This window comes from Microcoleus sp. MOSTC5, assembly GCF_036701825.1.
GTDB lineage: Bacteria > Cyanobacteriota > Cyanobacteriia > Cyanobacteriales > Microcoleaceae > Microcoleus > Microcoleus asticus.
This window is the reverse complement of sequence record NZ_JAUBRK010000033.1, coordinates 71,482-86,273: the sequence shown is the minus strand read 5'-3', so window position 1 is coordinate 86,273 and position 14,792 is coordinate 71,482. Positions and strand designations below refer to the sequence as shown.

Below are 14,792 nucleotides of genomic sequence, written 5' to 3'. Positions count from 1 at the left end.
CAAACAGCAACTGCTGCACCCGCAGCGGCTCAAACAGCAACTGCTGCACCCGCAGCGGCTCAAACAGCAACTGCTGCACCCGCAGCGGCTCAAACAGCAACTGCTGCGCCCGCAGCGGCTCAAACTGCAACTGCTGCGCCCGCAGCGACTCAAACAGTAACTGCTGCACCCGCAGCGGCTCAAACTGCAACTTCTGCACCCGCTGAAGCCCAATCTAATAAATTAGGCGGTGCGGGCTTAGCAGCAGCAGGAGTGGTCGCTGGAGTCGCCGGAGCGGCCGGTCTGGCTGCTGCTGCGTCAGCACTGAGCTCCGACGATGAATCCTTCGATGAGTTTGAGGAAGAAGCAGTCTCTGACTTCGACCTGGGCGATGACGAGGAAGAAGCAGTCTCCGAGTTCGATCTGGGCGATGACGAGGAAGAAGCAGTCTCCGACTTCGACCTGGACGACGATGAGGAAGAAGCAGTCTCCGACTTCGACCTGGACGACGATGAGGAAGAAGCCTCGGCTTTGGACGGTCTCGACCTCGGCGACGATGAGGAAGACGCGGTATCTGACTTCGATATGGGTGACGATGAGGAAGACGTGGTATCTGACTTCGACCTCGGCGACGACGATGAAGATGTCGTATCTGACTTCGACCTCGGCGACGACGATGAAGAAGAAGCCTTGGGTTTGGGCGGTCTCGACCTCGGCGATGACGATGAAGAAGAAGCCTCGGCTTTGGACGGTCTCGGCCTCGGCGATGACGATGAAGAAGAAGCCTCGGCTTTGGGCGGTCTCGACCTCGGCGATGACGATGAAGAAGCATCCTCACAATTTGGGACTTTGACCTCTGGGGATCTCGAAGCGGGGATATCCGATCCGTTTGGGGAAGAAGATGAAGATTTTGTCGCGGAAGAAATACCCGATCCGTTTGGGACAGCGACCTCAGATGACCTAGACATGGATCTGGGCGACTTGGACGAAGACGGTATTGACGATTTCTCTGTATCTGATGACGATGACCTCGACGATCTCGGACTTGACGATCTGGGGGAAGCAACTACCGGAGATCCTGACGAAGATGATTTAGATGCTTTAGGTCTCGGCGATTTGGATTCCGACGATGAGGATGAAGAAATTTCGGGCTTTTTGTCGGATTTTAAGTGAGGTTGTTGCGATCGCCCGCGTCTCTCCTAGTCTTGAAGTTTCCCGCTCTATTTGTGAGTTGTGAGTTGTGAGCTGTTAATTATTTAATTAGCTCAAACTCACAACTGCCAAAAGGCTTTTTGGCTTAGCGAGTTGAAGAACACTAAATCCCTGCTGTGAGGGATTATATGCCCTCGCGCAGAATTTTGTAGCAAAAATTTTGGATGCTGCGGCTGCTGCGGAAATATTGAGTGGGCTGCATCTATTTTTCAGGGGAATTACGCCAAAACCAGGTATTTCTATTATTGTTCGCTGCTTCAGCGCGATCGCAAAAAACAGATTTTTTTTCGCTCCTGTGCCTGTTCGCGTTTGATAGAAAAAATAACCTATTTCTCTCGTCCGCGAGAGCAGCGAGGCGATCGCAAAATCCAGGTATTTCCTCGCTTAGCGAGCCTGTCCTGTTCGAGACTAAAAACAATTTAAAGGGAGAACATTTGAAATATGACTGCTATTACTACTAATGAACCGGAAGCTTTAAACTTTGAATGCGAAACAGGCAATTATCACACCTTTTGTCCGATTAGCTGCGTAGCTTGGCTTTATCAAAAAATTGAAGATAGCTTTTTCTTGGTCATCGGTACCAAGACTTGCGGCTATTTCTTGCAAAACGCAATGGGCGTGATGATTTTTGCTGAGCCTCGCTATGCGATGGCTGAGTTGGAAGAGGGCGATATTTCCGCTCAGTTAAACGATTATGATGAGTTGAAGCGGCTGTGCTTGCAAATTAAGCGCGATCGTAACCCCAGTGTAATTGTTTGGATCGGCACTTGCACTACCGAAATCATCAAAATGGACTTGGAAGGGTTAGCGCCGAAACTCGAAGCAGAAATTGGCATTCCCATCGTCACAGCGCGCGCTAACGGCTTGGATTACGCTTTTACTCAAGGGGAAGATACCGTTTTGGCAGCGATGGCTGCTAAATGCCCTGAGAAAGCGCCCGTGATGGAATCTCAGAAGCAAGAAAGAAATGCTATCTCTCAACTGCTGAATTTCGGTAAGAAAAAAGAGGAAGTTGCAGCAGATGAATCGGAATATGTCAAGCACACACCGCTGGTACTTTTCGGTTCTTTGCCCGATCCGGTTGTTACTCAGCTAACTCTAGAATTGAAGAAGCAAGGAATCAAAGTTTCCGGTTGGCTTCCTTCCAAGCGCTACACTGAATTGCCAGTATTGGAAGAAGGCTATTATGTATCTGGCATGAATCCGTTCTTGTCGCGTACTGCTTCTACGTTGATGCGCCGCCGCAAGTGTAAGCTAATTGGTGCGCCATTCCCGATCGGCCCTGACGGAACTCGCGCTTGGATTGAAAAGATTTGCTCAGTGTTGGGAATTGAACCAAAAGGTTTGGACGAACGGGAAGCGCAAATTTGGGCTGGTTTGGAAGATTACCTGCAAATAATTCGCGGCAAATCAGTCTTCTTTATGGGAGACAATTTGCTGGAGATTTCTTTAGCACGTTTCTTGATTCGCTGCGGCATGACTTGCCCGGAAATCGGCATTCCTTACATGGACAAGCGCTATCAAGCGGCCGAGTTGGCTTTGTTAGAAAAGACTTGTCACGAGATGGGAGTTCCTACTCCTCGGATTGTGGAGAAACCAGACAATTACAATCAGCTTCAGCGGATTTACGAGCAGAATATTGATTTGGTGATTACTGGTATGGCTCACGCTAATCCTTTAGAAGCGCGGGGAATTAATACTAAGTGGTCTGTTGAGTTTACTTTTGCTCAGATTCACGGGTTTGGTAATGCGCGGGATATTCTGGAGTTGGTGACTCGTCCGCTGCGCCGGAATAATTCGCTGAAGGATTTGGGTTGGGGTAATTTGGTGAAGAATGAAGCGAAGGTTTAATCGTTTTTAGTAAGAGAGTAAGGTGGGCGTTGCTCACCTTATTTTTTTGGGAACCGCTGATGTAGGCGGATTGACGCAGATGAACGCGGATGAAGTGTGCGATCGCTCTTTTAATTAGAAGATGAAAGTCAACTTTAAGTCTCTAGATTATTACTTGAGCCTGAAATATGCTATCAGTTTTTATCCAGAAGCTGAAGGTTATACAGCTATAATAAAAGACCTTCCGGGTTGTATGTCTGTGGGGGAAACTTTGTGGGAAGCGATGGAGAATATTCAGGAAGCTAGGGAATTGTGGATAGAGACTGCTTATGAGTGCGGCGATGAGATTCCTTTACCTGCTAAAAGTTAAAGTAGGGTGCGTCGCTTCGACAATTCTCGGCAATAGTAGCTATCCGATTGCTCGGATTGAGATTTAAATCATGAGTAACCGCCGATAAAAACTCTTCTATTCCATCAAGCAATGGCTGTTTGTTGATACTTTTCTCCACCAAATATATTAACAACATATAATTTCTGGTCGCATCAAATGTATGTGGGTCGGTGTAACTTAAATCAGGAATCACTGAGTGGCCACCTATAATACCGGGTATATGCTCTATCCAGCTCTCTGTATTTTGGTTGACACCTTCTCTAGCAGCATAGGCACAAGCAGCCGCAGCAACATCAGCTATTTGTATGCCCGGAAATTTATCGGATTCCACAAATTGAACTTCTTGGGATAGATTAAATGTACAGGGTTCTTTTACTCCTTGAAAAAAGTCCATATCAATCTTATCCTTTATCCCAATCATAGGATCGAACAGTCCCTTGTTTTCTTTTAGTGGTTTACTAACATCACAAAAAACTTTAAGTTGGTTAAACTCTTTTCCCCAGTCACAGAGAATAGACAACAAAGCCGGGTACGAAAGCTCTAAAATCCACTTGCCTATATCAGTTCCTTGTAAAGAGTTTAATTCTTGATTAATAGTATCTCTATGATGAATACAGAAAGTCTTTATGCCGTCGAGTATAGGCGAAATATCAGGTGTTTTTGAAGAACTAAAAAGATAGTTAAGTTCTGTCTCCTCCAAACTTCTCATAAGCTTCTGAAAATCGCTAAATATTTTTTCAGCATCCGCGCTCTGAGATACAAACTCTACATATAAAATGTTGCTGATAAATCGGTGAAATTTTATATGGTAAAATAGAGAGTTTTTTTGTGATAAAACTGGCTCAAATATATATTCATACAATTTGCAAGCTAAGTTGAATTTTTTATGATAAACAGCTACTTTTATGCGATCCTTAAAATTTATCAATATCTCAGCTATTACCTTGGGATATTTAAGAAGGTTTCGACCTTTTAATTCGCCACCTTGTAGCTTATATTTTTGAATTATATTATTTACATATTCTGTAGCTTCTTCATGGTTAATTGCTACACTTGCATAAGCAAAAATCGGTGAATCTCGGTCCATAAGATTATTACCATTGTAACCTGATTCATCGCAGTAAATTTCTTGAATGGTTTGTTTCATAGGGATTTTTAGTTTAATTGTGAGGAGTGTGTATTACCCGTAATTTTGGTAGTATAACATAAAATTACAAAACCACACCACTTCAGAAATGAAACTTAACAGCCTCCTTTCACAAAGGAGAATTAACAAAATAATACAGGACTTGGTATTTGAGTACGCTCATAAAAACTGCTTGCTATGATAAGAGAGTGGGTCGATCGCACTTTTTCCCCAACCCCTCCAAAATCCCAGGCTACACCCCTGTAACACGATCGCAAGTACGATCGCCTATAATCGAAACTAGCCCAACTCTCATCAGTTGAGAAACCCCCATGAGTCAAGACAAGGAAGAAATTAGCTATTCACAGAAAACAGAACGTCTCAGAGTTATCGGTCAGTTTATCAAAACAGTGACACCGATGATTTGGACGATCGTAATTTTAGTAGTCATAATTCCCCTATTAGGTAACTTTCTAATTTCCCAGTCACTAACAAATACCGGAACCACAGCAGTTGTAGTCTCGCCGCCGCACGATTTTAGCAAAGTCAACCAAGACGTTAAAAACGCTATCCAACAATCTCATATAACTGCCGAAACTTTCGCATCTAAAGAGTTGGACAAATGGGAAACCGAAGTAATCGCGCGAGTTGACAACAGTTTCCTCGATTGGTACTTTGATTACTTCAATCAAAAAAAGATGGAGTTTACCGTACCTTTTAATTTCGTGAAATCTGCCGTACTCAACAGGTTTGATATGACAGCAGCATCTCGTGCTGTTTCAGAAAAATTAACCGAGGACTTTCAAAGAGAATTTGCTAACCGCGTGCTGGTGCCAAAAAACGCTCAACTGCGCTTTCAATTAATCACTCAAGATACTGCTAATTTGTACATATCAGAAGTTAGCAAAAATGTTAAAGTAGTTCAAAACAATTATAGCATACCGCAGGTACAGTGGGACAAATATTTGAACGATATTGCTACCACAATTAGCGACAAAGGAAACGTCTCGAATTTATCATTAAAAGTATTAGTTGGCGGTAGCGGTTACTTGGTTGCTAAACCCTTAATTTTGGGAGTCGCAGCTAAAGTTGGTAGTAAAGTCACCGCCAAAGTTGCCAGCAAAGCCGCCGCCAAGGTAGCCACAAAAACAGGCGGTACAGTTGCTAGTCAGTTGGGAGTCAGTTTAATTGACCCTATTGTCGGCATCGGGATTATCATTTGGGATTTGTGGGATTACAATCACACAGTCCAAGTAGAAAGACCGATTTTGCGGGAACACATTGTAGAATACTTGAAAGATGTCAAAAAGTCCCTGCTTACAAATCCTGAAAGCGGAATCATGGCAGCAATTTATCAGTTAGAAAGCGGTCTTCTCAAGTCACTTTAATCATTTGGCGTTGCTTAATACAGGTATAATTGAAGATTTCACAATTGCCATAAGCTAAGTATGGTTGAGTTTGTAACTTCCGAAAAAAATAGGTTCATACCGTTAATTAGCAACGCCCAAAAAAATAAGATAGAGGAACAACTAGAAGAGTTGCAAGATTTAATTACCTATAAGAAATATCATAAAATGGAAGAAAGTGCAAGCTGTCAAACTCAGATCAAAAGGATTTGGTTATAGAAAAATCGAAAAACGATTAGAAATTGCAGCAAGTTTTCTTGCACACAATCACAGAAAATACTTAGCCGGACAATCGTGAATTAAAGTTAAAATATCAAGGTTCAAAAAAATATTTAACGGCTAAACAGTTCTCCGCAACGCCTCCCGTCCCTATCTCAACACGCAAACCAAAATATATCAGAACTCGAAAGATATTTGAGGTTAAATTAGGATTTAATATTTAAAGCCTGGTCAAGTTACTATCGAATCTTGAAAGCGGTTAATTAATTAACCTGGCAGAAAGCCAAGGGATAAAAATAGATCGAACAGCGATAAGTTATTCACAAAAAAAGCTATTTTTGGCGAAAAAGATGATCGAAGCAGAAGCCAAAAATAGCAGGAGGATAACTGGTACTGTATGCCTTAGATGAGTGTCAGTCCGTCGCCCAAATACTCCAAAGGAAATGATCGAGTCGGCAGTTGCGATCGCCCTCTTCGAGTAAAATCAAGTAAATTTGCAAGTATTGGTCGATCGACCCCCGTTGCCAGACTATATTTGGATTCAAGGTTTGCTATACTCCAGAAATAGACACATATTAACCTTTGGAAAATCAATAGGCCGGAGCTATGACATCCTATGCAACCTCTACAGCAAGAGCCGAGATGAGTGAGATCCGGCGCTTGAAAAATATACTGCCCCCAGAACTCCAAAGTTGGGTAACAGTAGAAAAAACAATAGAAGTTAATCCTACCCTGATCCGGAGCGAAGAAATAGGCAAAGACCAGGTAGAAATCCAAATAGACCTGATCCGCTGGGAACAGCTAGCAATGGATCAGCGCAACCTCCTATTTTGGCACGAAGTCGCCAGAATCCAAAACGACACAATCCCCAGAGATGGTTGGGAAATGGCAGCCCTCGCCATTGGTTTAGGCGGCGCCGTCGGTGAACTTTGGGTGCAAGACGGCTTGCTGTTAATACTGGCCCTATCCCTGTGCGGCGTCTCCGGCTGGAGACTTTACCAAAAAAACAACGGAGAGAAAAGTTTAAAAGAAGCAGTAGACGCCGACGAAAAAGCCCTCGCCCTCGCCACCCGCTTCGGCTACACACTCCCAAACGCCTACAAAAGCCTCGGCAGTGCCTTAAAAACCTTAATCGAGCAAACCTCCAAAAAACAGCAGCGGGCTAAATACGAAGCTCGTCTCCAAGCCCTCAAACGCAACGCAGCGAAAGCCAAAGCCAAAGTCAAACCCATCACCCGCGAAACTTCCCAGTCAGAAAACGTCTACAATTCTTAACCTCATCCCCCGACACTTGTTACGGGGGTTTTGCAGTTAACGGTTAACTGTTGACTTCTGTGTTAGCTGTTAACTGTTAACTGCGGTGGCTATCCGGTGCAAGACAGGCAAAAAAATTATTAACGACAAGATTAATCGGCCTGAATCTACAAAAATCTTGATTCCGATGTCAAAGTTTGGCAGCGACTGCGTTCAAAAATCTTGGGGCCAAAACATGGACTGGTAGACTCAAGTCTATTTTTGCCTTGGATATCACTCTCGGCGGGCGAGTTTTAAGGCGTTTTTGTAAAGTTTGTATAAAGCTAGCTTAAGGAGGAGCTGCTAGGACAGAATAAGCTAAAGACATCAGCTTGAAATTTGAAACCAGGACTTCATGGTCAGCCAAACCCCAGAGGCAGATTTTCGGGTTACGTACTTGGACGAGACTCCCTCAGTTCACATACCCGTGCGCTTGAGCGTACTTGAAGCGGTAAACTTCAAGACAACCTGCCAGCAACTTTTCTCTGGAAACACCGTTCCCAGCAAAATCGTCCTAGACTTCAGTCAGACCACATTCATCGACAGTAGCGGAATTGGTGCTTTAGTCAGCAATTTGAAATTTGCCAAACAGCGCGGCAGCGACTTGGTGCTCCGAAGCCTCAAGCCGCAGGTGATGGCAGTATTTGCTCTCACCAGCCTAGATCAAGTGCTGACGATCGAGCAGCCCTCTGCAACCTCAACTCCCACAGAGACCAACCCCTCGGACAATCACCTACCGATGACCCACCCCTCAGTGCAATCGTGGGTGAAGCGGCTGATAGATGTCGTTGGGGCAATAGTCGGTTTGATGATTACAGGAATTTTGCTCGTACCTATAGCCGCAGCCATCACGATCAACGATCCAGGCCCGATATTTTTTGCTCAAACCCGCTGCGGCTGGATGGGCAGACAATTTCGGATTTGGAAATTTCGATCGATGTGTACTAACGCCGAAGCGATGAAAGACCAAATCAAAAACCAAGCTTCTGGCGCATTTTTCAAAAATGACAACGACCCGCGGATTACCAAAGTCGGGCGCATCTTGCGCAAGACCAGTCTCGACGAACTGCCACAGTTTTGGAACGTGCTCAAAGGCGAAATGAGTCTAGTCGGCACTAGACCGCCTACCCCAGACGAAGTTGAGCGCTACGAAGTCCCTCAGTGGCAGCGTTTGGATGTCAAACCCGGGATGACCGGGGAATGGCAAGTCAACGGTCGCTCTCAAGTCCGCGATTTTGAAGATGTCATCCGTTTAGACTTAAAATACCAACAAAACTGGAGCCTGGTGTATGACCTCAAGCTAATTGTTAAAACTGTAACAGTCCTGTTTAACAAAAATAGCGGCGCTGTCTAGGAACCCTCAACAACCCACCCCTGAACTTTCAGGTGCTGTTGGGGACCGGCGGCGGGAACTCGAACTTGATACTTAGTCAAGCAGACGATCGCTAGCGATAGCTACGTTAGCATTAAGTGTTAAAATTCACACGCCCAGAAAATGCGCAGCTAGTTGCCAGCTCTGCAATCAGAGCATTAATAATTAGCAATTTGCGACTTCGAGATCCTACTCGAACGATCGCAGCATGATTTTCGAGGACGAGAAGAACTCACCTGTGTTTAGAAAAGTACCGACTGCTAACACGGTTCAAGCTCAAATCACTGCCTCGCAAGCTGACTCGGGAATTTTCCCTATTTAAACGCCCTACCGAGGCGGGTTACAGTATCGGAAGTCTCTCATTTGCTGTGCGAGTAAATGGTGCGAAAGGAATGCTCACCTTGAGGCAAAACGGGCTTCTTCAACTCAAGCTTGACTTAACTAATATGTTGCCAAGACCTTGCCCTCCTTTTCCTCTCCCTCCGGCGCTGAGTACAGCGGTGGTGGGGGCCGACCAGGGGGAAGAAAGATGAAAGACAAGCAACCAAAGGCCGAGTCGCACCTTCAGGTTGAAACAGACCTGAAGGCTTTAACATCCGTTTTGGAATGGTTGGAGAATATCGTTTTGCCCATGATACCAGCGGATTTCTGGTGGCAGTGCCGGCTGATAATCAACGAAGGCTTTACAAACGCTGTCCGCCACGCTCACCAGAACTTGCCCCCCGCGACTCCCATAGACATTGAGGTAAAAGTGTTTGCCGATTACTTAGAAATTAGGATTTGGGACAGGGGTCAACCCTTCAACTTAGAAGCAAAGCTGCACTCGATTATGCAAGAGCAGCGCGATCCCTTGGACAGAGAAGGAGAAAGGGGATTGGTGTTCATGTACAAGCTCACAGACGAGCTTCGGTATATCCGTACCGACGATCGCCGCAACTGCCTGGTAATGCGCAAAAATATTACTTGATGGCGCGATACCCGCCCGGTCAGGGCGGCTTCTTTCACTCAGGTGGAAGAGATCCTAACGTCGCCCCCTGTTGTGCTACCGGGAACCCAACCACATCCTCTGCAATTCACCGGGTGCAGGCTCGATGCACGCGACAGCAGGACAATTTGCTTCAAACTAAATATTATGCGTATTCTAATTTATTCCTATAACTACTATCCAGAGCCGATCGGCATTGCCCCCCTGATGACAGAACTAGCGCAAGGTCTAGTCAAGCGCGGCCACGAAGTCCGAGTCGTCACAGGAATGCCCAACTATCCCCAGCGCCGGATTTATCCGCAATATCAGGGCAAATTTTACCTCACGGAAGAACACAACGGCGTCACAATTCAGCGCAGCTACCTGCGCGTCAACGGCCCCCATCCTACATTGCTAGACCGACTCCTGCTAGACGGCAGTTTTGTCGCCTCCAGCGCCGTCCAAGCCTTCAGAGGCTGGCGTCCCGACGTGATTTTCTCGACCATGCCCCCTTTACCGATTTGCGTCCCAGTCGCGTTTTACGGCTGGATTCGCGCTTGCCCGATCGTCCTCAACGTTCAGGATATCGTCTCAGAAGCAGCCGTGCGCGTCGGCTTGGTCAAAAAAAACGGACTGCTAGTTCGCATTGCTGACGCTTTGGAAAAGTTGGCCTACTGCACAGCCAGCCAAGTCAGCGTCATCGACAGCGGTTTTGTCAACAAATTGCACTCTCAAGGAGTACCCCCGGAAAAAATAGTGTGCGTTCCCAATTGGGTTGATGTCAATTTCATTCGCCCCTTACCCAAGGAAAATAACTCATTTCGAGAAACTCACAAACTCAAGGGCAAATTTGTCGTTCTCTATGCTGGCAATATTGCCCTAACTCAAGGCTTGCAAACAGTTGTCCAAGCAGCGGCTCGTTTGAAACACATAACCGAAATCGCTTTTGTAATTGTGGGGGAATCAACAGCCTTGGCGCGCTTGCAAAAAGATTGCGAAACTTACAAAGCTAATAATGTAATGTTGCTGCCATTTGAACCGCGAGAAAAATTGCCCGAATTGTTAGCTGCTGCTGATGTTAGTTTAGTCGTACAAAAGCGCCGCGTTACTAACTTCAATATGCCTTCAAAAATTCAAGTAATTCTCGCCAGCGGCAGGGCAATTTTGGCGTCGGTTCCTGAAACTGGTACGGCCCAGAAAGCAGTGCAGCAAAGTGGTGGCGGGGTGGTGGTAGCGCCGGAAGATTCGCAGGCTTTGGCAGATGCAGTTGAAGATTTGTACTTAAATCCCGATCGGGTGGATGCGTTGGGCGAGCAAGGCAGAAATTATGCTGTGGAGAATTACGGATTTGAGGAAGCTTTGAATCATTATGAAGCTTTATTTGCGGCCGTTGCAGCGAGTCATGGTGAGAAAATATTGGCACCGCTGCCAAAATAAGATCGGCGCTTGAAACCGCGCGTGCTGTACAGTGCCAAAAGATGTTCAGAGCAATACAGAAATAACGCTCGTTAAGATAAACGCCTCAAAAATAAAATACTGAGCGTCGATCGAGCTAATTCCCCAATCTACCAGAACCGGAACTGTCGCCGCAGCCATCGAGGCAGCCATTACTGCACCAATTAAAAGTAAAATAGCGATAACAGATTTTTTTTTTGACTGCCAACAACACCCATTTCGATTAAGCTTTTTAGCGGAAATCTCCTTTTCAACAAAATGGCAATCAAAATTACCATCGAAGCCAGAAGTGGATCAACTAAAAAAACTTTGATGGCACTGACTAAAAGTAGAAAAAATGAAATAATTACAAAGAACAGCCAATCCATCATACATATCCAAAAAATAAAATGTCTCTAAAAGATAGACTAGGGCGTGTTTTCTTTCCCCTGAGCTCCCCTAGCACCCTTTAATAAGACGGGGATAAGAGAATTGTTTCGTTCCCCGATGTTTTGGGGGATACGAGGGGGATCGAGACTTTGATATAACCCAGACAATGAGAAGAAAACGCTAAAATAAAATAAACTATACAATTTTGGAGTTAATATTTGACACTTGCACCCGCGCGCGAAAACGTCCTAGCTTGGCTCTGTGACCGCGTTCCCGCTGCCCGCATCAAACACATCCTCGGAGTCGAACAGGTAGCAGGTGACTTGGCTCGCCATTACGGCCTCGACGAAGCAAAAGCCCGATCGGCCGGTTTGTTGCACGATTTGGCAAAATACTTCAAACCTCAACTGCTGCTGCAAATGGCAAGGGCGGAAGGTTTAGAGTTAGACTCAGTGTTGGAAGCACACCCGCATTTGCTGCACGCAGACGCAAGCGCGATCGTCGCCAGAGACGAATTAGGGGTGGTCGATCGAGAAATTTTGGACGCAATCGCCAATCACACCCTCGGCAGACCAAACATGAGCCAGCTCAGTTGTACCGTATTCATAGCAGATAGCATAGAGCCGAGCCGCGGCAACACAGCCGAACTAGAAGCACTGCGCGAGGCAAGCTTGCAAAATCTTTATGCAGCCGTGTGGCAAACTAGCGATTATTCTCTTAAATATTTGCTAGAAACTCGCTGCTACATCCACCCCCGCACCGTACTTACGCGCAATTGGGCGCTGCAAATGGCTCGATCGCCGGAAACAGGAAATTCGACGGAGAAGTCGATCGAACAAATCACAAGTTAAAAGTAAAATTTATCAGCAATCCTGTCCTTACTTTTGGCTTCAACCTAACTCCTATTTCCCGTCTCAAACTGCCAACAACCGATCGCGAAAGCGCACCCATTCTTCCTTACCGTATCAATTAGGAAATTAAACACTGAATGTCAGATCTAACCCAACTCGAATACTCCAGGGCCCAGTCTACAGCAACGGACAGCACCTCCTCAGACGAAGCCCGCGGCCTGATCATGACCGTTGCCCAAGCAGCCGATGACCGCAAAGCCGTTGATATTGTATTACTCCGGGTGTCAGAAGTATGCTACTTGGCAGACTACTTTGCGATCGTCACCGGATTTTCCAACGTGCAGGTACGAGCCATATCCCAAGCGATAGCAGACCAAGTTGAAGAAGAGTGGCAACGCTTGCCACTGCGAACACAAGGGCTATCAGACGCTAGTTGGGTCGTCATGGACTACGGCGACGCGATAATTCACATTTTGAAGCCTCAAGAGCGGGAGTTCTACAATTTAGAAGCGTTCTGGGGACACGCCGAACGCATTGACTTTTCCCCCGCGCCGTGAGGATGGCTAATGTGAAAAACGTTTCTGCTTCTATTTGTCCCGTTCCGCAAGAACAGCGACCGATCAATGAATACCAAGAACTTAAAGAATCCTGGTTTTTTAGCTGGGTAACACTCAATTGGCCCGGATACCTGGCAAAACTAGCTTGGGTCTGGGCTTGGAGTTGCTTGGTATCGGTGCCGATAGCTGCTTCTAGCTTTGCTCCTGTCAAGTATCCAGCTCAGTTTGTCCTCAGCGGTGCCGCAGGTGCCGGTTTTATTCTAGGATTAGCTTTGCTGCGGCTCTACTTGGGTTGGTTCTACGTGCGATCGCGCCTTTCAAATCCCACGGTCGTCTACGAAGAGTCTGGCTGGTACGATTGTCAATCTTGGCCTAAAACTCCCGAAGTTTTGCTTCAAGACCAGTTGATTGTCAACTACCAACTAGAACCAATTCTCAGGCGTCTGCGGCAGACATTTTATGGTTTGACAGTGTTGCTGGTTGCCGGGGGACTAACTTGGAGTTGTTTGTAATCGGGAATGGAAGGGAGTTTTGAGTTTTGAGATTGCCGCCCACAGCCAACAACGCACACGGAGTGCATGAGTGAGAAACGATCGCAGAAAGATTAACTTTATAACTCTTAACTGGCAGCTCGCAACTCATAACTTCCTGAACCCCAATCTAAAATCTAAAATCTAAAATCTAAAATTGATATGACAAGGGGAAAACGAACCCAAGCTCCCGAACTTGAAGTCACACTGCTGCGCGAAGGTATTGTGGAATCGAGGCACCGCGCCCAGGCCGCTGTCTGCGACAACCGCGGTCGCGTTCTGTCTGTTGCTGGTAACTCGGAAACGGCCTCATTTGTCCGTTCTTCACTCAAGCCTTTTCAAGCTTTGGCGGTGACGGCGACGGGCACTTTAGAACGCTACGAATTGACCGATCGAGATTTAGCGATTATTTGCAGTTCCCATCAAGGTACGATCGAGCAATCGCGCCAGGTATTTAACGTCCTGTGGCGCTGCGACATTGACCCCTCTAAACTTCAATGCCCCATTCCCGAAGGCAAAAAGAGCGCCCTGCAATACAACTGCTCCGGCAAACACGCCGGAATGCTGGCTGTCTGTCAGCAACTGCACTGGCCTATGGAAACTTATTTGCGCCGCAAACATCCCGTCCAGCAGCTTATTTTGGGCAAAGTGGCTGACTTGCTGGCAATGCCTGCCGAAGAGTTTATCAGCGCTCGCGACGACTGCGGCGCTCCTACCTATCTGTTGCAGTTGGGGCAAATGGCGTCTTTGTACGCTCAGTTAGCCTCCGGCAACAATGTGGATATGGAGCGGATTGTCCGCGCTATGACTCACCACCCGATGATGGTTGCGGGTGAGGGCAAATTTGACACGGAACTGATGCGCTTGACTCAAGGGGAATTGGTGAGCAAGTCCGGCGCCGAAGGGGTGCAGTGCATTGGCCGCGTTGGCGAAGGCATGGGCTTGGCAATTAAGGTGACGGATGGGGGAAAGCGCGCTCAATTTGCTGTGGCGATTCACTTGCTCAAGCAGTTGGGGTGGATTACTCCGAGCATCGCCGAAACTCTTTCGGAGACTTACCTCACTCTCAGCGACTTCAAGCGCTTGGAGGTAATCGGGGAAGTTTCGATGCTTTAGTGCGATCGAGACTCTGAGCCGATTTCAGCAACCCCTCCCACAATCTCAAAAGTTTTTTTGATTGTGGGGTTGCTATTTTCAGAAAGATATGTTTATATTAGAAAGACACACAAAGCGACGCG

At 46.5% G+C, this 14,792-nt stretch carries 15 protein-coding genes; 12 read left to right on the top strand and 3 right to left on the bottom strand.

The genetic code is table 11. The features are described from left to right. The 3 genes from QUA54_RS19270 to QUA54_RS19260 form a co-directional block, all read left to right on the top strand. The coding region (locus QUA54_RS19270) for a hypothetical protein (protein ID WP_333415886.1) at positions 1–1,152 on the top strand (1,152 nt) is incomplete at its 5' end. 480 nt (positions 1,153–1,632) lie between these two features. Continuing rightward, positions 1,633–3,042, top strand: a complete 1,410-nt coding sequence (locus QUA54_RS19265) for a ferredoxin:protochlorophyllide reductase (ATP-dependent) subunit N (protein WP_199292772.1) — start codon at positions 1,633–1,635, stop codon at positions 3,040–3,042. 121 nt (positions 3,043–3,163) lie between these two features. Next, positions 3,164–3,391 (top strand): type II toxin-antitoxin system HicB family antitoxin, encoded by a 228-nt coding sequence (locus QUA54_RS19260; RefSeq protein ID WP_333221600.1) that lies wholly within the window; start codon positions 3,164–3,166, stop codon positions 3,389–3,391. Here QUA54_RS19260 and QUA54_RS19255 read toward each other — a convergent pair. Next, positions 3,381–4,559 (bottom strand): DUF3800 domain-containing protein, encoded by a 1,179-nt coding sequence (locus tag QUA54_RS19255; protein ID WP_333415885.1) that lies wholly within the window; start codon positions 4,557–4,559, stop codon positions 3,381–3,383. The genes QUA54_RS19260 and QUA54_RS19255 overlap by 11 nt on opposite strands. 311 nt (positions 4,560–4,870) lie before the next feature. On the opposite strand from QUA54_RS19255, the gene QUA54_RS19250 reads away from it, so the two are divergent. Continuing rightward, positions 4,871–5,926, top strand: a complete 1,056-nt coding sequence (locus QUA54_RS19250; protein ID WP_333415884.1) for a hypothetical protein — start codon at positions 4,871–4,873, stop codon at positions 5,924–5,926. A gap of 650 nt (positions 5,927–6,576) precedes the next feature. On the opposite strand, the gene QUA54_RS19245 is transcribed toward QUA54_RS19250, so the two are convergent. Continuing rightward, on the bottom strand, positions 6,577–6,708 hold the full coding sequence (locus QUA54_RS19245; protein ID WP_333415883.1) for a hypothetical protein: 132 nt from the start codon (positions 6,706–6,708) through the stop codon (positions 6,577–6,579). A 61-nt stretch (positions 6,709–6,769) separates the two neighbouring features. Between QUA54_RS19245 and QUA54_RS19240 the strand changes: the two genes are divergently transcribed. The 4 genes from QUA54_RS19240 (at position 6,770) to QUA54_RS19225 (ending at position 11,229) form a co-directional block, all read left to right on the top strand. After that, positions 6,770–7,438 (top strand): DUF3318 domain-containing protein, encoded by a 669-nt coding sequence (locus QUA54_RS19240; RefSeq protein WP_172189967.1) that lies wholly within the window; start codon positions 6,770–6,772, stop codon positions 7,436–7,438. Positions 7,439–7,811: 373 nt separating this feature from the next. Beyond that, entirely contained in the window at positions 7,812–8,810 is a 999-nt protein-coding gene (locus QUA54_RS19235; RefSeq protein ID WP_333196620.1) for a sugar transferase, read from the top strand. 547 nt (positions 8,811–9,357) lie between these two features. Further along, positions 9,358–9,795 (top strand): ATP-binding protein, encoded by a 438-nt coding sequence (locus tag QUA54_RS19230; protein WP_333190870.1) that lies wholly within the window; start codon positions 9,358–9,360, stop codon positions 9,793–9,795. 165 nt (positions 9,796–9,960) lie between these two features. Beyond that, positions 9,961–11,229 carry a WcaI family glycosyltransferase gene (locus tag QUA54_RS19225; RefSeq protein WP_333415882.1) on the top strand — a complete coding sequence of 423 codons (1,269 nt, stop codon included), beginning with the start codon at positions 9,961–9,963 and terminating at the stop codon, positions 11,227–11,229. A 45-nt stretch (positions 11,230–11,274) separates the two neighbouring features. Here QUA54_RS19225 and QUA54_RS19220 read toward each other — a convergent pair whose 3' ends face one another. Further along, entirely contained in the window at positions 11,275–11,400 is a 126-nt protein-coding gene (locus QUA54_RS19220; RefSeq protein ID WP_333415881.1) for a hypothetical protein, read from the bottom strand. Between the two features lie 434 nt (positions 11,401–11,834). Between QUA54_RS19220 and yqeK the strand changes: the two genes are divergently transcribed. The 4 genes from yqeK to QUA54_RS19200 all read left to right on the top strand — a co-directional run bounded on the left by yqeK (position 11,835) and on the right by QUA54_RS19200 (position 14,670). Beyond that, entirely contained in the window at positions 11,835–12,467 is a 633-nt protein-coding gene (yqeK, locus tag QUA54_RS19215; RefSeq protein WP_333415880.1) for a bis(5'-nucleosyl)-tetraphosphatase (symmetrical) YqeK, read from the top strand. Between the two features lie 137 nt (positions 12,468–12,604). Continuing rightward, positions 12,605–13,024: a ribosome silencing factor gene (rsfS, locus tag QUA54_RS19210; protein ID WP_333190866.1), complete on the top strand. Its 420-nt coding sequence runs from the start codon at positions 12,605–12,607 to the stop codon at positions 13,022–13,024. A gap of 2 nt (positions 13,025–13,026) precedes the next feature. Beyond that, positions 13,027–13,536, top strand: coding sequence for a CGLD27 family protein (locus QUA54_RS19205; protein WP_172189954.1), 510 nt, complete (start codon positions 13,027–13,029; stop codon positions 13,534–13,536). A 180-nt stretch (positions 13,537–13,716) separates the two neighbouring features. Further along, a complete protein-coding gene (locus QUA54_RS19200) occupies positions 13,717–14,670 on the top strand; it encodes an asparaginase (protein ID WP_333415879.1) in 954 nt (317 codons plus the stop codon). Positions 14,671–14,792 lie beyond the last annotated feature (122 nt).

What these genes read in the sequence shown, in the direction of transcription:
- QUA54_RS19265 (WP_199292772.1), top strand. Translation starts at nt 1,633, where the DNA reads ATGACTGCTATTACTACTAATGAACCGGAAGCTTTAAACTTTGAATGC.
- rsfS (WP_333190866.1), top strand. Translation starts at nt 12,605, where the DNA reads ATGTCAGATCTAACCCAACTCGAATACTCCAGGGCCCAGTCTACAGCA.
- QUA54_RS19250 (WP_333415884.1), top strand. Translation starts at nt 4,871, where the DNA reads ATGAGTCAAGACAAGGAAGAAATTAGCTATTCACAGAAAACAGAACGT.
- QUA54_RS19240 (WP_172189967.1), top strand. Translation starts at nt 6,770, where the DNA reads ATGACATCCTATGCAACCTCTACAGCAAGAGCCGAGATGAGTGAGATC.
- QUA54_RS19200 (WP_333415879.1), top strand. Translation starts at nt 13,717, where the DNA reads ATGACAAGGGGAAAACGAACCCAAGCTCCCGAACTTGAAGTCACACTG.
- QUA54_RS19225 (WP_333415882.1), top strand. Translation starts at nt 9,961, where the DNA reads ATGCGTATTCTAATTTATTCCTATAACTACTATCCAGAGCCGATCGGC.
- QUA54_RS19205 (WP_172189954.1), top strand. Translation starts at nt 13,027, where the DNA reads ATGGCTAATGTGAAAAACGTTTCTGCTTCTATTTGTCCCGTTCCGCAA.
- QUA54_RS19220 (WP_333415881.1), bottom strand. Translation starts at nt 11,400, where the DNA reads ATGGCTGCCTCGATGGCTGCGGCGACAGTTCCGGTTCTGGTAGATTGG.
- QUA54_RS19260 (WP_333221600.1), top strand. Translation starts at nt 3,164, where the DNA reads ATGAAAGTCAACTTTAAGTCTCTAGATTATTACTTGAGCCTGAAATAT.
- QUA54_RS19255 (WP_333415885.1), bottom strand. Translation starts at nt 4,559, where the DNA reads ATGAAACAAACCATTCAAGAAATTTACTGCGATGAATCAGGTTACAAT.
- QUA54_RS19230 (WP_333190870.1), top strand. Translation starts at nt 9,358, where the DNA reads ATGAAAGACAAGCAACCAAAGGCCGAGTCGCACCTTCAGGTTGAAACA.
- QUA54_RS19235 (WP_333196620.1), top strand. Translation starts at nt 7,812, where the DNA reads ATGGTCAGCCAAACCCCAGAGGCAGATTTTCGGGTTACGTACTTGGAC.